Origin of the sequence: Dyadobacter sandarakinus (assembly GCF_016894445.1) — a bacterium.
Taxonomy (GTDB): Bacteria; Bacteroidota; Bacteroidia; order Cytophagales; family Spirosomataceae; genus Dyadobacter; species Dyadobacter sandarakinus.
Map to the genome: position 1 here is coordinate 1,939,167 of NZ_CP056775.1, position 21,481 is coordinate 1,960,647.

24 protein-coding genes and 1 pseudogene are annotated in these 21,481 nt (G+C 44.7%); 12 read left to right on the forward strand and 13 right to left on the reverse strand.

All coding sequences use genetic code 11. The annotated features are described in order from the left end of the window. Positions 1 to 4: 4 nt before the first annotated feature. Positions 5 to 2,401: an ABC transporter permease gene (locus tag HWI92_RS07655; RefSeq protein WP_204662362.1), complete on the reverse strand. Its 2,397-nt coding sequence runs from the start codon at positions 2,399 to 2,401 to the stop codon at positions 5 to 7. Between the two features lie 88 nt (positions 2,402 to 2,489). Between HWI92_RS07655 and HWI92_RS07660 the strand changes: the two genes are divergently transcribed. Beyond that, on the forward strand, positions 2,490 to 2,654 hold the full coding sequence (locus tag HWI92_RS07660; RefSeq protein WP_204662364.1) for an alpha/beta fold hydrolase: 165 nt from the start codon (positions 2,490 to 2,492) through the stop codon (positions 2,652 to 2,654). A gap of 355 nt (positions 2,655 to 3,009) precedes the next feature. Here the strand turns inward: HWI92_RS07660 and HWI92_RS07665 are convergent, their stop codons facing one another. Continuing rightward, entirely contained in the window at positions 3,010 to 3,807 is a 798-nt protein-coding gene (locus HWI92_RS07665) for a sulfite exporter TauE/SafE family protein (RefSeq protein ID WP_204662366.1), read from the reverse strand. A gap of 193 nt (positions 3,808 to 4,000) precedes the next feature. Between HWI92_RS07665 and HWI92_RS07670 the strand changes: the two genes are divergently transcribed. After that, entirely contained in the window at positions 4,001 to 4,861 is an 861-nt protein-coding gene (locus HWI92_RS07670; RefSeq protein ID WP_204662368.1) for an AraC family transcriptional regulator, read from the forward strand. Positions 4,862 to 4,945: 84 nt separating this feature from the next. Then, complete coding sequence (locus HWI92_RS07675; protein ID WP_229249093.1) at positions 4,946 to 6,046, forward strand: medium chain dehydrogenase/reductase family protein; 1,101 nt, start codon at positions 4,946 to 4,948, stop codon at positions 6,044 to 6,046. A gap of 116 nt (positions 6,047 to 6,162) precedes the next feature. Here HWI92_RS07675 and HWI92_RS07680 read toward each other — a convergent pair whose 3' ends face one another. The 6 genes from HWI92_RS07680 to HWI92_RS07705 all read right to left on the reverse strand — a co-directional run bounded on the left by HWI92_RS07680 (position 6,163) and on the right by HWI92_RS07705 (position 14,557). Then, the gene (locus HWI92_RS07680; RefSeq protein ID WP_204662371.1) at positions 6,163 to 7,068 is read right to left on the reverse strand and encodes an alpha/beta hydrolase; all 906 of its coding nucleotides are present in this window, start codon (positions 7,066 to 7,068) and stop codon (positions 6,163 to 6,165) included. Positions 7,069 to 7,111: 43 nt separating this feature from the next. Then, entirely contained in the window at positions 7,112 to 9,310 is a 2,199-nt protein-coding gene (locus HWI92_RS07685) for an alpha-galactosidase (protein WP_310589523.1), read from the reverse strand. Between the two features lie 27 nt (positions 9,311 to 9,337). Beyond that, positions 9,338 to 12,040 carry a PQQ-dependent sugar dehydrogenase gene (locus HWI92_RS07690; protein WP_204662374.1) on the reverse strand — a complete coding sequence of 901 codons (2,703 nt, stop codon included), beginning with the start codon at positions 12,038 to 12,040 and terminating at the stop codon, positions 9,338 to 9,340. Positions 12,041 to 12,132: 92 nt separating this feature from the next. Further along, on the reverse strand, positions 12,133 to 12,369 hold the full coding sequence (locus tag HWI92_RS07695; RefSeq protein WP_204662377.1) for a serine hydrolase: 237 nt from the start codon (positions 12,367 to 12,369) through the stop codon (positions 12,133 to 12,135). 378 nt (positions 12,370 to 12,747) lie between these two features. Continuing rightward, positions 12,748 to 13,584, reverse strand: a complete 837-nt coding sequence (locus HWI92_RS07700) for an oxidoreductase (RefSeq protein ID WP_204662379.1) — start codon at positions 13,582 to 13,584, stop codon at positions 12,748 to 12,750. Positions 13,585 to 13,663: 79 nt separating this feature from the next. Continuing rightward, positions 13,664 to 14,557: a helix-turn-helix domain-containing protein gene (locus HWI92_RS07705; protein WP_204662381.1), complete on the reverse strand. Its 894-nt coding sequence runs from the start codon at positions 14,555 to 14,557 to the stop codon at positions 13,664 to 13,666. 199 nt (positions 14,558 to 14,756) lie between these two features. Here HWI92_RS07705 and HWI92_RS07710 point away from each other — a divergent pair, with 199 nt between their 5' ends. The 6 genes from HWI92_RS07710 (at position 14,757) to HWI92_RS07730 (ending at position 17,018) form a co-directional block, all read left to right on the forward strand. Then, positions 14,757 to 15,182, forward strand: coding sequence for a helix-turn-helix domain-containing protein (locus HWI92_RS07710; protein WP_204662383.1), 426 nt, complete (start codon positions 14,757 to 14,759; stop codon positions 15,180 to 15,182). A 68-nt stretch (positions 15,183 to 15,250) separates the two neighbouring features. Beyond that, a complete protein-coding gene (locus HWI92_RS07715) occupies positions 15,251 to 15,529 on the forward strand; it encodes a type II toxin-antitoxin system RelE/ParE family toxin (protein ID WP_204662386.1) in 279 nt (92 codons plus the stop codon). A gap of 14 nt (positions 15,530 to 15,543) precedes the next feature. Continuing rightward, positions 15,544 to 15,867 carry a HigA family addiction module antitoxin gene (locus HWI92_RS07720; RefSeq protein WP_204662388.1) on the forward strand — a complete coding sequence of 108 codons (324 nt, stop codon included), beginning with the start codon at positions 15,544 to 15,546 and terminating at the stop codon, positions 15,865 to 15,867. Positions 15,868 to 16,015: 148 nt separating this feature from the next. Further along, the gene (locus HWI92_RS25710; RefSeq protein WP_510186003.1) at positions 16,016 to 16,414 is read left to right on the forward strand and encodes a DUF8608 domain-containing protein; all 399 of its coding nucleotides are present in this window, start codon (positions 16,016 to 16,018) and stop codon (positions 16,412 to 16,414) included. Further along, positions 16,414 to 16,812: a DUF4145 domain-containing protein gene (locus tag HWI92_RS07725; RefSeq protein WP_262897702.1), complete on the forward strand. Its 399-nt coding sequence runs from the start codon at positions 16,414 to 16,416 to the stop codon at positions 16,810 to 16,812. Before HWI92_RS25710 ends, HWI92_RS07725 begins: the two co-directional genes overlap by 1 nt. 2 nt (positions 16,813 to 16,814) lie before the next feature. After that, entirely contained in the window at positions 16,815 to 17,018 is a 204-nt protein-coding gene (locus HWI92_RS07730) for a hypothetical protein (RefSeq protein WP_204662393.1), read from the forward strand. Position 17,019: 1 nt separating this feature from the next. Here the strand turns inward: HWI92_RS07730 and HWI92_RS25570 are convergent, their stop codons facing one another. The 3 genes and pseudogenes from HWI92_RS25570 to HWI92_RS07745 form a co-directional block, all read right to left on the reverse strand. Further along, a complete protein-coding gene (locus tag HWI92_RS25570) occupies positions 17,020 to 17,175 on the reverse strand; it encodes a helix-turn-helix transcriptional regulator (protein ID WP_374757884.1) in 156 nt (51 codons plus the stop codon). Positions 17,176 to 17,296: 121 nt separating this feature from the next. Next, positions 17,297 to 17,650 (reverse strand): annotated as a pseudogene (locus tag HWI92_RS07740) (type II toxin-antitoxin system VapC family toxin); the annotation flags it as partial. A 52-nt stretch (positions 17,651 to 17,702) separates the two neighbouring features. Then, a complete protein-coding gene (locus HWI92_RS07745) occupies positions 17,703 to 17,954 on the reverse strand; it encodes a hypothetical protein (protein WP_204662397.1) in 252 nt (83 codons plus the stop codon). Between the two features lie 177 nt (positions 17,955 to 18,131). Here HWI92_RS07745 and HWI92_RS07750 point away from each other — a divergent pair, with 177 nt between their 5' ends. Together HWI92_RS07750 and HWI92_RS07755 are read left to right on the forward strand one after the other, a co-directional pair. Beyond that, the gene (locus HWI92_RS07750) at positions 18,132 to 18,446 is read left to right on the forward strand and encodes a hypothetical protein (protein WP_204662399.1); all 315 of its coding nucleotides are present in this window, start codon (positions 18,132 to 18,134) and stop codon (positions 18,444 to 18,446) included. Between the two features lie 47 nt (positions 18,447 to 18,493). Next, positions 18,494 to 19,003 (forward strand): hypothetical protein, encoded by a 510-nt coding sequence (locus HWI92_RS07755; protein WP_204662401.1) that lies wholly within the window; start codon positions 18,494 to 18,496, stop codon positions 19,001 to 19,003. A gap of 165 nt (positions 19,004 to 19,168) precedes the next feature. On the opposite strand, the gene HWI92_RS07760 is transcribed toward HWI92_RS07755, so the two are convergent. After that, entirely contained in the window at positions 19,169 to 19,873 is a 705-nt protein-coding gene (locus HWI92_RS07760) for a hypothetical protein (protein WP_204662403.1), read from the reverse strand. A gap of 386 nt (positions 19,874 to 20,259) precedes the next feature. On the opposite strand from HWI92_RS07760, the gene HWI92_RS07765 reads away from it, so the two are divergent. Then, the gene (locus HWI92_RS07765) at positions 20,260 to 20,847 is read left to right on the forward strand and encodes a DUF416 family protein (protein WP_204662405.1); all 588 of its coding nucleotides are present in this window, start codon (positions 20,260 to 20,262) and stop codon (positions 20,845 to 20,847) included. 127 nt (positions 20,848 to 20,974) lie between these two features. Here HWI92_RS07765 and HWI92_RS07770 read toward each other — a convergent pair whose 3' ends face one another. After that, positions 20,975 to 21,190, reverse strand: coding sequence for a tyrosine-type recombinase/integrase (locus tag HWI92_RS07770; protein WP_229249096.1), 216 nt, complete (start codon positions 21,188 to 21,190; stop codon positions 20,975 to 20,977). Positions 21,191 to 21,481: the final 291 nt, after the last annotated feature.

Consider the following 21,481-nt stretch of genomic DNA (forward strand, 5'->3'; position numbering starts at 1 on the left):
TTGATTAATCATTTCTCAACGCCTGAGTAGGATTCATAAGTGCTGCTGTAAAGGATTGATAACCAATAGTAAGTAATGTTATCAGAATTATAAGAATTGCCGCGCCAATAAAGACTATATAGTTTATGTAGATGTGATAAGCGAACGTCTGTAGCCACTGATCCATCAACCACCAAGCAACAGGAAACGCAATGCAAACTGCAATTAAAGCAAGGATTAAAAAGTCTTTGGTTAGCATCGAAACTACATTACTAACCGTTGCTCCAAGTACTTTTCGTACGCCAATTTCTTTCTTGCGCCGGTTTGCTGTAAAAGCTGCAAGTCCATATAATCCGAGACAAGAAATAATAATCGCCAGCACGGCAAAGTAACGGGCAAGTTCATTCACAAGCTTTTCCGACGCATACTGGACCTGAAAATCGTGATCCAGAAACCGGTAATTAAATGAATACCCCGGATTGAACGTTTTGTAAAAATCCTGAATGCGCGTAATGGTTTCCTGCTCCTTTCCTGCATTTATTTTGGCCATCACCAACATTGTTTCCTGAGGTGACAGATATAGGATGAAGGGGCGGATCTCGTTGTGTAGTGAGTTAAAGTGAAAGTCTTTGGCAACGCCCACAATGTGCTTTTCTACGTCTCCAAACATAACCGTCTTCCCAACCGGTTCACTTAACTCCATAGCCTTTACCGCTGCTTCATTGAGAATAATATTTGATGATTCTGCTCCATACTTCCGCGAAAAACTACGCCCTGAAGTAATCTTTATTCCCATCGTTTCAATCAGATTAAAATTCACCGGCATTCTAAAAAATCGAATTTTGTCATCTGCATTTTTCCCGTCCCAGCGTACGCCGGATCCATTTCCAGGCAGCATATCAGGTAAAATAATCTTCTGCTGAATGCTCGAAGCATTTATGACTCCTGGTAGGTTTTTTAATTGCGACAGGAAGGCTTCTCCCTGCATAGCTACACGTCCTTCCATTTCGAAATAAATAACATTGTCTTTATCATACCCCAGGTTTTTATGCTGTAAGAAATGGATCTGTTGATACACTACCAATACCGAAATAATGAACACAGCTGATACCGTAAACTGGAAAATTACTAGTCCTTTTCTGAGTATCAGCTCGCTAAATGAATTGGTGAGCCCACCTTTTAAGGAGAATGCGGGATTAAACCTCGAAAGATAGAATGCAGGATAACTCCCAGCGAGCAATCCCATCACGAATGCAATTCCGAGTATTGTCACAAGTCCTCCTAGTTCAAGTTGGAGCGGAAGGTCTTTACCAGTTATGTTATTAAAAACGGGAAGCAATGCCCAGGTGATCAATAGGGCAATGATGAGCGCCAAAAAACTCAGGATCAGCGATTCACTTAAAAATTGAACTATGAGGGTAGACCGTCCTGCTCCAAGGGCTTTTTTAACACCTACTTCTCGAATTCGCATAGAGGCCTTCGCGGTAGACTGGTTCATGAAATTGATACATGCAATGATCAATATTATGATTGCGACTATCGTGAAAAGTCGCACATAAGTGATTTTGCCGCCCGCCTGCACACCATTTTGGTAACTTCCAAACAGGTAAGCATCCGAATATTTACGTAAAAAGAATCGCGAGGTGGGGTCGTTAAAATTGGTATTGGCGAGAGCCGCTATTTTTTTATTCAATAAACGAATGTCTGCTCCTTCTTTCAAAACAATGAAGTTGTCGAAAGGCCCACCAGCCGATTGGGTAGTACCAGGTGGCACGATCTGGTTCCATGCGTCCATCGACAGCAAAAAGTCGTATTGTTGAGAAGAATTCTTTGGGAAGTTTTTGAAAACACCACTGATCAAACACTTTTCGGAGTAAGCTTGCCATTTCCATTCCAGGACTTTCCCCATTGCACGTTCGGGAGAATGAAATAGCTGGGTAGCCAGCTTTTCAGAGATCGCGATAGATTTTCTATTAGTCAAAACCTCTTGCTTATTCCCTTGAACTAAGGGAAAAGAAAAGGCATGGAAGTAATCCTTACTTGCAAAATTTCCGATAGCGCTTACCGTATTGCTACCATACGATATACTAAACCGTTGAAACCAGGCCGCAGGCGTTGTCATTACGGCTGTTTCGACCTCCGGCATCGTGTTCAGGATGGTTTCACCAATATATTCACCGGTACTATTTGTAGTTGCAATGCCATCGCCAATTTTTTCATGGATCATGACCTCGTAGAGCCGACTGTCTTTTTCATGAAATTTATCGAAAGCAAATTCATCATGAACCCATAACCCAATCAACAAAGCTGATGCCAGGCCACTAGACAGACCAATGGTATTGAGCAGCGAAAACTGCCGTTCTTTTAACAGGTGGCGGCTAGCCGTTTTAAACTGATTACGAATGAGGGCGAAGGTCAGCATTAGTAAAATGTCTACGTCAGAATTTTATTTGTCGCCAATATTAATAATTTTTATACATATAAATAAATTATATATTTTTGGTTCGCAGATGGTCGTCACTAGGCAGGTAGCCTGTGAAAGTGCTACGATCATTTACTACGATCAAAGAGGCTGTGGTAAAAGTGAGGGTGGCGACAGCTACACATGGCAGGATCATGTGAAGGACTTGCGACGGCTGATTGTCACCCTGGCTCCTAAAAAAAGATATTCCTAGCCGGGTCATCGTGGGGAAGCTTACCTTTGCCGTTGCTGGCCATGATCCTTGGTTTAGCGATCCAAGAAACTTTGCAAAGCAATGCATTGAATTTGTTTTGTAAAACAAATAATTGCGTTCAACTGTATTTCATGAAAATCTTTATTGAAAGCCCGGGTTCCAATGGTAAATCTTTGACGCATTACCATTGATTGAAAATCTGTTGCAGGCGAGCTAGACAAGCTGGATATAAAACGCAATCCCGGTATCAAGACTTATTTTTACGTGTAGGTGTTGGACTGCCATTTCATGCCTCACCTTTCTTAAACTAACCGGATTCAAACAGAAATTAATAGGTGTTACAAATAGTTTCAGATTAAATTTCTCCTAAGACATCATAGCCATACCGAAGGATCATCAGCGAAACAACAATCAAAAATATCTTCCGTACAAATCCATTTCCTTCACGCAACGCCATTCGGCTTCCGATCACATTACCGGCAATGTTAAAAACAGCCATCATTAGCCCAATACCTAGTAAGTAATTTCCATTACGGATAAAAACCAGCAATGCTGAAATATTGGTGACACAGTTGATGAGCTTTGCATAACCCGATGCGGTTAAGAAATCAAACCGCAGCAGCACGACAAAACCCAGGATCAGAAAACTTCCGGTGCCCGGGCCGAAGAATCCGTCGTAGAAACCAACTACCAGGCCGATCAGTGATCCTATTAACAATTGTTTGGCGAATGGAAGTACGCGTGTTTGTGCCGCGCCCAGGTTTTTATTGGTATAAACATAAATCAGCATCACGATTAGAATGATCAGAATCACAGGCCGTAAAACATCTGCTCTTACCATACTGACAACTCGGGCACCCAGAAATGAAGCGGTAAAAGCGGCCAGACTGACCACAGCGAGAAGGCGGTAGTCGAACCTGATGCGGTTGCTATATTGGTATGCCGCCACAGATGTTCCTGAAATGGCGGCGATTTTGTTCGTGCCAAAAAGCGTCGCGACTGTCTTATCGGGAAATGCGATCAGGAGCGCCGGGATCTGTATCAGGCCTCCCCCTCCTACCACGGCATCGATAAATCCGGCTACAAAAGCCAGCGAGCTTAATGCGATGAGCAGGGCAAACGAATAATCTGTGCCGAAAGAACTTAGATCCATGATGGGCGCAATTTACTGTCCTTGTGGGCGAATCAGCAGAAGAATTTCACTTTTTTGAATCATTCCAATGTCCAAACCAGGTTTCCAGTTACTCCGCATATTTGTTTACTTTATGACAGCCGACTTTCATTAAATTTGATAAGCAAACAAAGTATGATCGTGAATCCCGCTATTGCCGGAAAACACAAAAGCCATGGAACAAACGGATCTAAACGAAGCCCTGTTTTTGGCGGAAGCACCGCTCGAAGACGTGATTAATAGCTTCTATCACATGTCGGTTACCTCCGATGGAGATGCTGTCACTCAACATGTTTGTCCCAATCTGGAAATGATGCTGGTATTTAATTTTGGAGTACCTGCACGCATTTCCTTTCACAATCATCCGCTGGAAACCCAGGTGATCAGCCGTACCGCTGTCATCGGGCCGCTCCGCCAGATGCTGAACTATGAGCTGCGGCCCGGAGCAGACGCCATCGTTGTTAACTTCAAGTTTAATGGTTTTCAGCGCCTGTTTGGTATGCCGTTAACCGGACTGACCGGCGAGCGCCTCACAGGTTCGGAGATTTTAACAGATGATGTTCGTTTTAATCTGCTTTGGGAAGAATTGGCAGCCCAGCCCAAAACGGAGCAAAGAGTACATTTACTTAAACAGTCTGCCGTAGCCCTTTTAAAAGAAAATGATCAGGTGATACAGACGGTGATCAGTAACCTTGCCCAGTTTTTCGACCCTTGTGTGGACCCCATTAAGGCCATCGCGGCTGATACCCGTCTTTCGGAAAGAAGTATCCAGCTGAAATTTCAAAAGCATACCGGCTATTCTGTGAAAGAGCTGCTCCGCTTTTTGCGCTTTAAAGAAGTGATTGCCTATATCCTCGCCCGGAGCAATCAGAAGATCGCTATTTTTGATCTGATCGAAAAGCACGATTACCATGACCAGAGCCACCTGATTAAAGACTTCCAATATTTCCTGGGCATTGCGCCTCAGCAGTTTATCAAAAACTTAAATAATGGAAGTTTCTGCGTGGTTGCCGACACTTATCCGGACCAGCTTTAACTTACCTGCATTTCGTTTTCTTACAATTTTCCAAGGTTCCGTGCCTATACATTTGTACTGTTCGATCAAATCACAGCAGCAAATATGGAATCCTTAACAAAAAATGGAAACAGTATGGAGGTTAATACCGGTAATCTCCAAAACATTACAAATTCAGAGCAAACCAGCTTTAACACGACCGAAGTAATCATGCCGGGTATCGTTGAGCCGGAGGGTTTCCTGGTTAAAACCCGTGTGCTTAATGCCCCTGCTGCCGGTCAGGTAAGTGTAAAAGTGGAAGCCAGCGGCATCAGTTTTGCCGAGCAGTCCATGCGTCGCGGCAGGTATTATGAGCAGCCCAAATTCCCTTTCGTTCCGGGTTATGACCTGGTTGGCACAGTAGCCGCAACTGGCCCCGGCGTTGATCCCGCTTTACTGGGCAAACGCGTTGTGGCCCTGACAAAAACCGGCGGCTGGGCAAGTTACACGCTGCTTTCCGCCATCGACCTGTTGCCTATACCAGAAGATATTGATCCGCTCGAAGCTGAAACATTAATTGTGAACGGCATTACGGCCTGGCAAATGTTGCATAACAAAGCCCGGATCCAGCGCGGACAGACGATCCTCGTTCACGGTGCCAATGGTGGCGTCGGAACAATTCTCACACAACTGGCCCTTCATGCTGGCGTCCGGGTAATTGGAACTGCCTCACCCCGTCACCATGAAGCGTTGCGGGCACAAGGTGTGGAACCCATAGACTATAATGATACGGATTTGGCTGGGAGCGTACTAAAACTTGCACCCGGCGGTGTCGATGCCGTGTTTGACCATCTGGGCGGCGCAAGCTTTGCCAGATCTTTTGGCCTGCTTGCCAAAGGCGGCGTGCTGGTTTGCTATGCCATTGCCTCGGAATTAAAGGAAACCGGCAATGTCCTGATGCCGTTTGTAAAAGTGCTGGTACAATTAGCGTGGTGGAACATGCTGCCTAATGGTCGCAAAGCTTATTTCTACAATATCTGGGACGGAAAAGGCACCGAAAAATTTCAAGGGCAGCTTAGAGACAGTTTTGCAGCGCTCACGACATTGCTGGCCAGCGGAGTACTCAAACCGCAAATTGCCGCCCGGTTTCCCTTGACCCAAATCACAGCCGCCATGAAATTAGCCGAATCGCGGACGGCTTACGGCAAGGTTGTGCTTGTACCTTGAATTGAGGAACCACATTGTTTAGATGGGGAGAATAAAATCTATCGGAAGCGTACGCCCATGGCTGTTCATACTTGTGCTTCCAGCCGTAAAAGTTTATTGTACCCAGCTAAAAACACTCACTTCTTCTGAATCATCCCAATATCCGTTAACCACCCAACAAAACTGTCAGGCCAGTATTTCAGGGTTTCTCCTTTTGTAAAATCCATGGCGAATCCGTGAGCACCTTTGTTGTAAATATGCATTTCAGCCGGGATTCCTGCTTTCAGCAAGGATGAATAAAAGTCAACACTTTTGGCGGCCGTGGTCAACTTATCATCGTGGGCATTGATGATAAAAATGGGTGGACAACTTTCCTTTGTAACCGAATAATTTTTAAGAAATGCAGCATAAAAAAGACCAGCAAAATTGGGTTTCCAGCTAACCTGGCCGGTGCTCTTACTGCCTTCGTCTGCTGTGGCGAGTTCTACCGCCAATGTTCCACCAGCCGAAAAACCTGCTATGCCAATTTTGTTGGGATCGATTTTAAGTTTGGATGCATCTTTTCGCAAAGTAATGATGGCCTGCCTGGCGTCATCGAATGCAGCTTCAAGATAGGTATCTCTGGATATTACAAAGTTTTTGGTGCTGTCCCTGGTATTCAGACGATATTTTAAAACCAAGGATGCCACGCCCCGCTCTTTCAGCCAAAGCGCCAGGTCTGTGCCTTCCCGATCGAACCAGTTATCTACAAAACCGCCGCCGGGACAGATCACTACGGCGACCCCGGTCTCCTTTCCGGGCGGCGGCAGATGAAGCACATATGTCGGATTGGATACCTTGCGAAAGACGCGGTTCTTTTTGGAAAGTGACTGCGGATTTACATCGAAATCCACCACCTCCTCGCCCGTATATTTCACGGGATTATCTTTGATGCCCGACGGCCAGAGTGGCTTTTCTTCGGATGTCTGTGCATCAACGGTCACTCGCAGGGTAAGCGAAAGGGCGAGTGTTAAAAGTGTTATTGATATGTTTTTCAGGTTCATAGCGCAAGATTTATCATCAACAACTCTTCAAAAAATTAGCACCCTACATTGCCTCAATTTCAATCACCACGCTTGCTCTCCCCGCATTCACAACCGGATTAAACCCAGCAGTCATCAGATATTCCCCGGAATAAACCTGATCTTCCTGGATAGCCGATTTCGTTCCGGGATACAGATTCAATTCTTTTACTTTATAGTTTTTTGCTGCATCCAATCCTTCCAATCTGATCGGCGTGTCGGAGCCGTCTCCATTTCTGTTTCCAACCAGGTAAGAAAATAGAATCGCTTTGGATTTGTTTTTTGCAGCAAACATCAGCGCGGCGTAATCATTTTTCTTGGGGTCAACCAATCGGAAAAGATCGCCCTGGAAAATGATATCTTTTATAGCATTGTAATTCACAACAGCTTGCTGGCTGAATTGCAAATCCTTTTCATTCAGATGACTGACCACAATGTCATAACCCAACCGACCCATCATGGCCACATCGGTACGGAATTTTAAGGGTTGTTTGCCCCAATCCGTCACGTGCGCACTCATGGTAATAGCGGGAAAGAAATACGAATATTCCCATTGCATAAAGACCCTTTCCAAAGGATCGGTATTATCGCTCGGCCAGAATTCTGTAAAATATTTCAGCGCTTCGTAATCAGCGCGACCGCCTCCGCCGGAGCAAAGCATCATCGGGACTTTGGGATATTTAGCACGCAATTTTTCCAGAACTTTATATAACCCTTTTACATAATCCACATAAAGCTTGCCCTGACTTTGCTTGCTTTTTTCAAGGTAGGCGGAATACGCATTAAACATGGTCGCATTGCAATCCCATTTAATATAGGCGATCACCGGATTTTCGGTAAAAAGTTGATCCAGAATGCCATAAACAAAATCCTGTACTTCGGGATTGGACAAATCCAGCGGGAGCTGATTTCGCATATAATGTTCCGGGCGCTGCGGCTGTTTGATCACCCAATCCGGATGTTTTTCATACAATTCACTTTTTGGATTGACCATTTCAGGTTCCACCCAAATCCCGAATTTGATTCCCGTTTTTTGTGCTTCCTTGACCAGATAACCAATTCCATTGGGCAACTTCTTGACATTTTCCTGCCAATCTCCCAAACCGGCCCCGTCACCATTTCTTGGATATTTATTGGCAAACCAGCCATCGTCCAGCAAAAACAGGTCAACGCCCAGCTTCTTCCCATCTTTGAAAAGCTCAGAAAGTTTGTCCTGGTTAAAATCAAAGTAAGTGGCTTCCCAGTTGTTCAAAAGCGTCATTCGGGTGCCTTCGCCATCCAGCACGCGATATTTTCTGGCCCAGTTATGCAGGTTACGGCTGGCTTCTCCTTTCCCATTTTCTGAGAATGTATAAATAAAAGAAGGCGTTTTGAATTCCTGTTTTGAAGTCAGCGGATATTCTGATGCATAGGGATTGATTCCGGCGATCAACCGCAAATTATGGTAAGAATCAACCTCGAATTCCATCTTGAAATTGCCAGTCCAGGCCAATGTTCCTAATAAAACTTTTCCTTCGGTTTCCGTGGCAGGTTTATCAAATGAAAGGGAGAAACTAGGCGACTGATAAAGGTTGGCGCGTGTTCCAAGTTTGGAATCCAACACCCGGATTCCGGCTGTCAATTGTTCCTCTTCCGGGTTCATTTCTTTGGCCCAGGTTCCATTGTAATGCGTGAGATAATAATCTTTGGCAATGAAATAGAGATTCGCGGAAGCGTACTTTTGAAGCGTAATGGATTTCTTTTCTTCGCTTTTAATGACACTCCATTGCTCCACCACATTTTCCTGGAAATAGATTTTGTAAAAAAGCGTCACTTCCACCGCATACACCGGGTCTTTCAATACAATGCTCGTCAGGCTTACATTGTCATTTTCCTTTTTCGTATTGTGGCTTGCATAAATCAAATCCAATGATTTGTTTCCATCGCCATGCGTCAGTTGCAGCGCGGGTTCGGACACATTCCAGGTTCCCGCAGGCGTATAACCCGAATTGTAAATGCCCGCATTTCCGTCGCGTTGACGGCTCTGCGATGGAATGAGTTTGTACTCCGCTGGCTGACTTAATTTTTTTCCAAAATAGGTGATGCCCAAATGGTTTTCCCGATCTGTTTGCAGCACCAGAACATTTTGTCTGGTTTCTATCGGAATGATGATTGGCGCTTGCTGGGCAAAGGAACTGGTTCCTAAAATTCCAAGAAAAACACTGGTAAAAATATGCTTATACACAACCTTAAAAATTTGATTTGAAATGAATTACTCCCCTGCCGCGAACCAGATAGCCTTGATTCTGATCGGAGCTCCGGTAAAGGTAAAATAAACATCTTTTACACCAGATGCTGCGCCAGCGGCGATGTCAAAAATCATTGTATCACTGTATTCACCCGAAAACTTACCTAACAGCATTCCATCTGCGCTCCCTGCATGCGCCTCGATCGTTCCCGCAGGAGGCGTCGGTGCATTCCGGCCGGAAGCACGGACCACTTCAATTTGCCTGATACCCGTCAGATCCAATGCTTTGAGCCTGAAAGACGCGCCGGAATTCCTGACAAATGCTATTGTACTATCATTGTTGAAACTGATGTCTTTCACCTGGTCAGCCAATGTGACCGGCACAATGGGATTCCGGAGAATCACAGTTACTTCCGAGGATTGCGAGGCCGCCATTTTTGTACCACGGTCCGCATATGCAGCGCGGAATATGAAACTGCCTTCCGTATCACTTTTGGGAACAGCCGTAGTATAGGTGCCTTTTACAGGTAAAGTTTTGGCCGGTTTCGGCGCATCCGACAAGCTCATAATGTAGCGGACAATCCCTTTTACGTCGCTTTCAGCCATGGTAGGGTGTGCGGGCATAAATGCATCGCCCCACACGCCCGAACCACCATTTAGTATTTTTTTGGACAAGCTTGCTACTGCATTTGGATCACCCTTGTATTTCGCGGAAACTGCCGTAAATGAAGGTCCCAGTACCTTTTCATTAATGGCATGACAAGCCTTGCAATCGCCATTATTAATCAGCGAAATCGCAGTTGCGTATTGCGCAGAAGCATCTACGCTCATTTGCTTTTGCGCAATCCTCGTCAGATTAAAGCCCTCTGACAAATAGTTGGTACTAACAGAAACCTGCGAAGGCAATATTTTCTTGTTTGCCAGACTTCCATCTTCCTTATCATTTACAAGCACTTCATACTGGATGCTTTTTCCAGGAAAATAGAAAGTGGAGTTTCCTTTTGTTATCTTAAAATCTACCACCGGAGGTTCATTACCAGCCCTGATTTCAACCGATTTGGAATTCTTCTCCCCGGCTTTATCCGTGACAGTCAGGGTTGCTTGATATGTGCCCGGCGTAGTAAAAGTGATGGACGGATCAGCCTCTTTCAATGTTTTGAAAACCGCATTGTTTTTTCTCACCACCCATTCATATTGCAGCGCGTCGTCTTCGTCAAAGTCTTTCGTGCCCTCCGAAGACAGCGTAACCTGCATGGGAAGTGCGCCTGCCGTTTTGCTGGCTGATGCTTCTACCAATGGTTTCCTGTTTCCGCTGTTGTATTCAATCCGGATCAGTTCGGCCTCCGGGTTATCTTTAAAATATCCGTTTCCATATTCGAGCACATACAGGTCACCGTCAGGCCCGAACTTCATGTCGATCGGCCCTTTTAATTTCAGATCAGGCAGAAAGCGCTCCATGGATTTGTATTCGCCGTTTGCATCCATTTCCACCACATTGATCCAGCCGCGTACCCAGTCGGTGATAAACCATTTTCCTTCGTAATATTCCGGGAATAGTCGCGACGCATTTTTGAAATCATCTTTTCTGAAAACCGGCCCGCCTACCGCACTATTTCCGCCACTTTCCATCAGCGGAAATTCCTGACTTTGCGCTTTGGAATACCAGATAAATGCCGGCTGTGCAGCAGGAAGCTCTTTTAAGCCGGAGCTGTTGGGAGAATTGTTGACCGGATGTGCAGGATCAAAGGGCGCCCCGGAAATTTTGGTGGCGAAGTCATATTTCACGTAAGCCTTGTTATTGGCTACGAAATACGGCCATCCGTAAAATCCCGGCCCTTTGGCGCGGTTGAATTCATCGTATGATTGCGGGCCGCGTTTTTCGATGTCGTCGCGGGACCCGTCCGGGCCGACTTCTCCCCAGTAAAGCCACCCCGTCTTCGAATCGATTGTGGGCCGCCACGGGTTTCTGTTGCCCATGGTATAAATTTCGGGTTTAGTCTGCGACGTTCCCGGAGGAAAAAGATTGCCTTTTGGAATGGTGTAGCTACCGTCCGGTTCGGGATGGATACGCAGGATTTTCCCTCTTAAATCATTCGTATTTGGGGACGATTTTTGCGAATCCCGGGGTGATTCTCCGGGTCTTTCGTCCAGGGGTGCGAAACCGTCCGAAGCACGGGAAAATGTATTATCACCCGTAGTCAGATACAGGTTCTTGTCTTTGTCAAAAAGCATCCCTCCGCCCACGTGGCAGCATTCCTCACGCTGCACCGGTACTTCCAGCATCACCTTTCTAGAACTTTCCGATAATTCCTTACCATGCCATTCATAGCGCACCAGCACGTTTTTGGCCTCGTCGCCAGCCAATGAATAGTAAATGTAAATCCAATGGTTTTTCTCATAATCAGGATCCAGGATCACGCCCTGCATCCCATCTTCACCCTCGGTCACTTCGCCTGCCTTGTTTACATATTTTGTGCTGACGGCAAACTCAGCCACTGTTTCCATGGCTTGCGACTTTGGGTCGAACACCTTCAACTTGCCTTTTCGCTCCGCATAGAGCACCCTTCCATCTTTCAAAACCTGAAACTGCATGGGCTCTTCAAGCCTTTGCCCCAGAACCACTTTGGCGAACCGGTTGCTTTCGGGTTTTTTAGGTGTTTGTGCAAAGGAAGTTTCAGTATTTAAAAGCAAGCTCAGCAATGCAGCACAAAGTTGCACGGGCTTCATGATTGCGCTACTGTAATGAAAATTGGGTGTTTTTAATAACATAAGATGGCTTGAATGATTTGGCAATGTGTAAGCGTCAATGGCTTACTTGACTATTTGAAAATTTGATAAGCTCCATCCTCTTTACTAGCTGTCGCCACCTGATCGGAGATCCCGGGGAAATATTTAGAAACCGGATCATCCACCGGAACCAGGCCTTTCTCCACCAGCGTCATAAAAGGTATGGTCGTTACAGCTTTGGTTTGAGAAAACAGGATATAGTGATCATCCACAGCTGCGGGAACCTTGTTTTCAACGTCTTTGTAGCCAAATGCTTTGTTATAAACCACATTCCCTCATTTTCCATAATAATGAAAGGTTTAGGAGTAGCAAAGCTTACTTCTCACCAATGAATTTAAGTGTGATAAACAGCGCTGTTTCGGATGTTATGGAAAGCGGTTCCAACTGCACTTACTTGATTAGAAAAATCCCGTTTGCTAACCAAAATGGTTTACAAACGGGATTTTTGTTGGTTAATTGCCGAGCAAAGGTGGCTTTAAGTCTACCTTCTGAATAAGCGTTTCCCCAGACAAATCGAGTTTCTTATAGTCTTTGATTAATAATGAAAATGGACTGCTTATGATGTTACAGGTATCTTCAATACTTTTAAAATCAAGCAGTAATCCTTTCCGGGGAAATCGTCTCAGACTATTTTAGTGCTTAACCTATCAATCGAAATCGGTCGACTTCGTCAATGCTTCCCATTGCTTGTAGGCTGACGAAAGAAGGTCCATTTTACTAAATGCTCGCGCATAAGCGTCGCTACCCAAAAGTAAATACAAAGGTGGCTGTGCCATTTCGGTCACTTCAATCATGGCCTTTGCAGCTTTTGCTGGATCGCCTAGCTGCGTGCCGCTCTTGGCCGCAAACTTTTCCTGCAAGGACCGTACTTCCGAATAAGCATCAATTTTGCGCTGCGACAATACCAGCGAATCCGGATTGTTGAAGTTTGTGCGAAAAGCGCCGGGGGCCACCAGCGTCACTTTGATGCCGAGGTGACGGACATCGTCGGCCAGCACTTCGGTCAGGCCGATCACTGCGTGCTTGGCGGCGCCGTAAATGGACCACCCTGCACTCGGGGCAATACCAGCGATCGAAGAAATGTTGATGATGTGACCCGATCCCTGCCTGCGCATCACAGGCAAAACGTGGCGGATGACATTAATCGTACCGAATACATTGATGTCAAAACTATCGCGGACTTCCTTGTCCGTCAGCTCTTCCATACTCCCGCCGATGCCGTAACCGGCATTGTTGACCACCACGTCGATCCGGCCGAAATGCTGATCCGCCTGCCCGATGGCAGCCGCGACACTTTCGTCGCTGCCCAGTTCCACACTTAATGGTAAAAATGCATCGCCCTGAAAGCCGACTGCCTCAACGAGGCTGGCTGTGTTGCGGGAAGTAGCCGCTACCTGGTGCCCTGCCTGTAATAACTGCTTCACTAATGTCAATCCCAGGCCTTTTGAAGCGCCTGTGACAAACCATGTTTTTCTGTTTTCCATATCCCGTATCTTGATATGGCAAAAGTAGGATGCCCATCCAGCCCGGGCATTACCAGGATCAAACGGATGCTATCGAAATTCAAACATCCCGCACGGCGCTGGGCGTAAGCTTGGTTTGTTTCCTGAAAAAATAGGCAAAATGGGCTGGCTGCGCGAAACCGAGGCAATAACTGATTTCGGACACATTCCAATCCGTATGCTTTAACAATGCGGTGGCTTCGGCGACGATGCGCTCGGCAATGTGGGCTGTCGTCGTCTTTCCGGTAGCCGTGCGGACAGCGCGGTTCAGGTGGTTTACATGCACGGAAAGCCTGTCGGCAAAATCTCCCGCTGACCGCATCCATATGCATTGATCCTTGGATTGAATCGGAAGCTGGCTTTCAAGCAGCTTTATGAAAATCGAGGTAATCCGCGCATTGGTATCGGGATGTTGGTATAACTGCTCGTCAGGCATCATTTTCAATGCCAAATGGATGAGTTCGGACACATGGTTTCGTATCAGATCAAACCGGAAACGATAATCTGAATGAACCTCATTCAGCATTTTCTCAAACAGCGCGGCCACTTCCTGATCCTGCCTTTCATCCAAATGGTACACCGACTTATTCTCAGGCTCAAACATCCGCAGGTGACCGATGCCATTTCTCAGATTTTCTATGAAAAAGGCTTCTTTAAAAATGCAAAAAAACCCGGTCGAGTCGGTATCCAGCCGTTCAAAACTGTAAGGCGTCGCAGGATTGAAAAACAGAAGCGTACTGCCATCGAACTCGATGCTCTTGGTTGCATAATGGCAGCGGTGCCTGCCTCGGATCAGCATAATCTTGTAGAAATCGTAGCGGGCATAGGGCATGGTATGGGAAAGCCCATCGGAAAGATCCAGTCGAAAAACATTAAAGTCCCCCGCGCCTGGTTCCGGCGGTGCATCGTCGAATTTAAATGCGTAAAAGGCGTCCAGGGTTTGAGTTTTCAGCATATTCTAGCTAGATATTCATCGCGTATCAGCAACAGCCTGCTATCTATTTTGGTGCCAGGTTAGCAACGTTCCAAAATAACAGGTCCCTGGCAAGACGCAATCAATGTCCGAGTAACTGACATCGATTGTCGGTAAGATATCCGGGCACTTCCCGGGAGATTTATATAAATTGCTTTTTTTAACCAAACACCCTTTCCACATGGCACATACTACCTCCAATCCGAAGATCCACGAAGGGCGCAACTTGAAGAGATTCAGGGAGCTTCTCGGCCTGAAACAAGACGCAATGGCATTTGAGCTCGGCGAAGATTGGAACCAGCAAAAGATTTCGCTACTTGAACAGAGGGAAAAGATTGATAATGATATTTTAGAGCAGGTGGCGGCGATTCTGAAAATCCCGGCTGAGGCGATTCGGAATTTTGATGAAAATCAGGCAATCAATATTATTACCACTACTTTCAATGATCAAGCTGTCGGAAGCTCTGTGAATTACGGGACTATACAAAAGGATCCAATTGACAAGTTAATGCAGCTTCATGAGGAGAAGATTGCTTTGTATGAGCGGATGTTGAAGGAGAAGGATGAGATGATGGGGAGGTTGGAGCGGTTGATTGGGGGGAGGTGAGGTAAAGATTTTAAACACACTATAAAAAATCCAGTGACACGTGACACGTTCCGTGTTACATTTATGTTATGATCGTAAGTTACCGACATAAAGGCTTGGAGCTTTACGCGACCAGGGGCGACCGTTCAAAGTTACAGCAACAGCATATTCCCAGAATAAAACTAATTTTGACCCGTTTAGATGCGGCAAATGCACCAGACAAAATGAATGAAGTAGGGTATCATTTTCACGCCCTAAAAGGGGATTTAAAAGGGTTTTATTCGGTCAGGGTATCAGGAAACTGGCGTATTATTTTTCGTTTTGTCGGGGAGAATGCCGCAGATGTTGATTTTGTAGATTATCACTAAACAGGACGACTATTATGGCTTTATTTGATCCAGCCCATGCGGGCGAGCTTATTAGAGAAACCCTTGACGGGATTTATGAGGAAACGGGGCAAAAACTTACTGTTGAGCAGGTGGCCAAAATATTGGGAACAACCCGCAAAACGCTGTCTGCGATTATCAATGGAAAATCCGCGGTATCGCCAGAAATGGCAATTCGATTAGGTGCTGCATTCCCTAACACGGATGCCGAGTTTTGGTTAGCCGTACAGAAAAATTATGATCTTGCACAAGCGAGGAAGCGTGTGGATGCTTCTAAAATTCGTGCGATTTGGGAGCCGAAGGTGTTGCAACCAGCCTAGTTGACACACTGAATATTAGGCATAGGAAAAGCTCTAATAATTGATTAAGAACGCCTCGCGCGAGCCGAGTAATAAATTTGATATCTTTCCTGCTACAAACAGGTAGGCACTCGGTTGCTAAGCCAAATTATTTGTTTGAATCAGCCTTATGCCAATTAAAAGAACCCTCTATTTAAACGAATTTTCATTAGATAATATTCCAGCGTGGATTTGTCCAAGTTGTCAACGGGGAGTGTTGACAAACAACTGCAAGGAAGTTAAAACGCACGAGACAGCGTCATCGAAGAGTGCCCACAGTCACGAAGCCTGGGAACCGGAGTGGATGGAAGGTTATTTCTCAGGATCATTAACTTGCAGCAATTCCACTTGTAATGAAAAATTGGGATTCTTGGGCACTATAGATGTATTGAACACAACTACTACGACGAAGACACCGGTGAGCCAAGATTTGACATTTATGAATTTCTCACTCCCACAACATTCAATCCTCCAATTCACATATTTCAGGTCAATGATGAAGTACCAGAGGCAATCCGTACGGAAATAATTAGTGCCTTCAATTTATATTGGATGGATACTGCATCATGTGCAAATAAAGTTCGTGTTGTTGTCGAAAAAATGATGGATGACTTGAAAATTAAAAAAACATACACATCCTCAAGAAGCAGAAAATCTTATTCTCTCCATCAACGAATAGAGTTTTTTAAAACTAAATATCCTCAATTTGCTGACTCTGTGATGGCTATAAAGTGGATTGGAAACTCTGGAAGCCACAATAATGACCCGATAAATAAAAATGACATTTTAGACGCATTTGAGATTTTAAATTATGTATTGGCAGATTTATACGAAACTCATAAAAAGAGAATTCATAGACTGACCAAAACTATTAACAAAAGGAAAAAACCGGTTGGCTTGCGGCTTAGTCGAAAACCTCCTTTCTGAAAATGCTTTACCAAATACCTGCCTATGTATATCACGATGGTGAGCCAATTGATAAAGGTACTGAAACTGATATTTTTTATTCAGACCCACAAGTGTTAAATGCCATTAAAGAGGGTATTGATCAGGTGAAGGTTGGAAAATCGACTTGCATTCGCGATCTCAAAATGTATGGACAAATTTCTTTGAGATTACTATTATTCACTTAACCTAAACCCCAATCAACTCCACACCCAAAACCTCCTCAATCCGCACAATCGTCTCAATTGTAAAATTGCTATTCCCTTTCACCCGGGAATTCACAGTTTGAGGTGTTACCTGCAACTTCTCCGATAAATCCTTCTGGCTCATGCCAAGCTTTCGCAATTGAGCGAAATATTAATTGCGTAAATCTCGACTTTACGGCTGCGTTCGGATTTTCGGCTTGGCCAATTACATGATTTATATCATAATTGCGCAGTCCTAGTCTATGCCGATAAACCAAAAATCACAGAATTGTAATCGTCAGCTGAGAAAACTTTTGAATACGCTTGAAGTCGGATTTGTTGAAAGTGACTAACTCTGTACAGTGATCTTCGGCTATTGCTGTATGAATGCAATCACTGATGTTTTGAAAACCAACTGATTTGGCTAGTTCAATGCCCCGCACCATTTGGCTCAAATCATATGGCGCCGGTTCTGATGGTAAAAAGGTGTTGAGCATTCGCTCGATGTTTTCTGGTTGTCGCCCCAACCGATGCAGGACGTAAGCCACCTCCTGCAGACAAAGCAATGAGACGAAAAAACGGTTATTATCTGTGGCGTCCTTGTAGCGTGCGTAAGCGAGCTTTCGTTTGTCCGTTCTTGCGAAATAAGCAAATGGATCAGAACATCTGTATCAAAATAGACTTTGTTCATTCACCCAGCATTTCGTTTGCCAGGTCGGACAAATTTAAATCAGCCGGGACACGCACACCTTTAAACAACTCTCGCAATTCAAGCGTTTTTTTATAAAGCTCTTTTTGGTCAACGGGGGCAACGATAGGCTCGTCATCAATGATGAATCGAAACGTCCGACTTCCAAACTTAGCTTTGGCGGTGGCGAGAATACGCTCAATCACTTGCGCGTTGATATTGGCGGGATTTATCTGAAATGTTTGTTGCATGGCACTGATCATTTATTTCAAAAATATCATTTTTGCAGGAAAAACTCAATACTACAATTGGATAAGCCAGTAATACCCTTTTCTATAATCCCTAGCTGACTCCTTGTACCTAAATATTACTGTTAGCATTCTCCTCACCCCTCTCATATCTTGCTAAACCTGACAAACGGAACGTTAATGAAAACCCTACCACAAAAACTCAGCTACATCTTCCTCCTTGCCGTTCCCGTCATGGTGACTGTGATGGCTTTCGTTTTTGGGCACCAATCCCATTGGGTTTACCTGCCGAGGTGGTTCCTGAATATGCTGCTCATATCCCTGCCTGTGAGGACGCTGGGAGATGCAAAAAGTGAGACTGTTCGCGGCATCCCATGGCCCTTAATCCTGTCCTGGGTGCCAATCTCAGTCTTTGCCGGAATGGGGCCGCCGCCCGGAACTGCCGAGGGATGGGCAGTGCTGGCCTGGGGCAGCAATTGCGATACTGCATTCTGATCGTGAGCGGTTCGTTCACCACAGTCGGTTTTTTGAGAATGTATGATATGCTTAGAAGCGGCCCGGGTGTGCGTTTCGCAAAGGTCGGCAAGACGATGTTTGTAATAGCACTTCCCCTTTTCATCGCAAACATGATCTACTGGGGATTTTTTCTGACGAATGTATTTGTGAAATATTCCCAACCAGGGGCGCCCGCCAAGCCCGACTGGCTTCAAACAGTATCCACCGCCTTCACAGCTGTAAGAATGATTGAAGTAACATTGATCTACTTAGTCACAGCAGTGTTCGCTTATGCGTTAAGCAGAGCTGGCCATCTCAGTCGTCTTGCAAGTTCTGTTTACATTTTCTTCTGTTACTTGGGCGCGCTATTAAATCTACTACCCGCCAACCTCGCAGCGCCGCTTGCCATTGCCAACTATGTGTCCTATATCCCGGCTATCACCTTGCTTATGCCATATTGGATAGGGGTTATTTTCTTAACAAGGCAAAACTTTGAGAATATTGAACGTTTTGGTATAGCAGAGACAAAAAAAAACCTGCAACTATTTGATTTGTAGGTTCCTGATGCTTTTTGTTATTCTTGAAGTGATGCCGCTGGGATTATACTTTTTGAGGTAACAAATTACTTATTAATTACCTGTATCCTGTCAAATCTTTTACTCACCTTGTCACTCACCAAATTGTGGTGACAGGCTTGCAATTCAGGTAAAGATAGGAAAATGTTAATTCGCCCTGCGCACTTTTCGAGAAGCATTTTTGCTATTGCACACGACGGCAATACCACCAGTATGATAACAGCCCTTGGGAAGTCCTTCTATAAACGCAGCCCATTTTTCGCGCATTCCTAACGTTGTTTCTGTGAAGGCTTCAAATTCAGTAATTAATTTAGCCTCTGGCACTGCAACCTGAAAGTTTGGCGACCAGTAATACTTCACACTATACCTTAATGGACTTGCGAATTCTAGTGACACGCTATAACCATCTGTTCCTTGTTTCCAGCCTTTAATTTTTTTTTGAGCCGGAATATCGAAAAGCGCGATATCTATCGCTCGCTCGTAAATTCGCTTTGCTACAATTGTGTCAATGGCAAGATGCTTAGTCAAAATCTTTTCCTCTTTTCCTGGATTCAAGTATGCGTTCGGATCATACTTAGATGTGTAACTTATCAGTTTACCAAGATATGTATTCTCACCGCCACTCCATATTTCGACTAACTGATTTTTACACCAGAAGCGAAAGCGAAGTTTGTCTTTTGAATTCATTAAATCTTCCAGCCCAATTTTGGCGACCTCGGCCTTAAACCAGCTGAATGTCGCAGTGGTGTCTATAATCTTTCCTGATGACATTTCTAATGACGTTTTCTGTGCCATTGCCGCAATACATACTGCAAGCAGCAGGAACATAGTAAAGGGTATTTTCAATCTCATGCAAGGCCAGTTTAGGGAGAACTTCTATAAATATCAGCGATTAATAATTGCTATGCAATTCGTTACACTACGTTACTTAATAGACGTAACAAAAGCTATTATCGCGAAGCGCATTTTTACATTCTCTATCTGTCATTCTCAGAATATTTATAAAAATCTCCCGCCAGCCACTTCGGAGCGTTTGGGCGGGCCAGATTAGTTTGTAACACAAACTGACATCTGGCCCATTGCGGTTAAGAGGCAATCATTAGAATTCTCACAATTAATAAGCCTATTTGGAAGGAATAAGAAAAGTGATAAGACGATGGTATATGCTTCCTAATAGTTCAAAGATATTATTGTAGATTTCGCGTGTTTACATTGAAGCAGCCTGCACTAGAATAGATATGGATACTTTTCAAATAGACATACGAACCGCCCTAGGTACATTATCCAAGAAGGGCCAGTTACTATTCAGCGCTATAACGTGCGTCCATCTTTATCCAAACTATGAGTTCTTTGCCAAGACTTTCAATTGGGGTAGCCCTCAGGTAATCCAACAAGCAATTGATGAAATTTTTATAATTCTTAAAGAGGACAATCCGTACTCTGCGCGGCAAGTTCAGGATTTGATCGATGCTGTTGACTTGGTCATTCCCGACACAGAAGATTTCCCAGATATTGCTTGTTCTCAGGCATTAGATGCTGGCACTGCCGTTTCATACACTCTCGAATATATAAAATCGCAGGATTTAGAATCGGTCGTCAATGTGGCAGTATGCGCTAGGGATACAGTCGATATGTTTATTCAGGTGCGCGATGATTTTAATAGCAATGATCCATTGTGCGAATCTCGTATTGAATCAGACTATTTAATGGTGCGGGAGAAAAATCGGCAGGAGCTATTAATAAAGCAAATCGCTATTTTAAAGCTTAACATAGTAGATGACGAGCTGATCAAAAGCCTACTACCACGAAGACCCATTATCGAGTAATCTTGCTTTTAAATTTCGTCCTTGTTTCACCTTCTCTCTCGCGATCCGCTCTAACAAATCGGAGGGGTCGTGAGAGAGAAGGTGCGGCGCTAACCTTCCGTGCCCGATCGTTTGGAAAGCTGCCCCTTCAAAGCCTGCATATACTCGCTAACCTTGTATCCAGAATCTTCCCAAAAATCTGCGTAGTGCGAATGTTCGTATGCCCAAGCATTTTAGAAACAGTCTCAATCGGCACACCATTTTGCAGCGTTACGGTTGTGGCCAAGGTATGCCTGGCAACCTGTGAATTGAGAATCTTAGTAATCCCACAGATTACGAAAATCTCTTTCAGATAATCATTCATCTTTTGATTACTCGATACAGGCAGCACCAACCCGCAACTCGCAAACAGAATGGTCTCTTTGTATTTGTCAATAGTTTGAAGGCTTTAGTAGCAACAGTATATCGGCAAAGAAAAAAGCCTGCAATCGTTTGATTCGCAGGCTTTTAATGCTTTTTGTTTTTTCTTGAAGTGATGCCGTCAGGATTATACCTATTTAGGTAACCTCCTATTAATCAAAGTTTTATAGCCTTTCAAATCTCTTACTCACGTATTCACTCACCAACTAGCTTAACTAGCATGCAATTACATCAA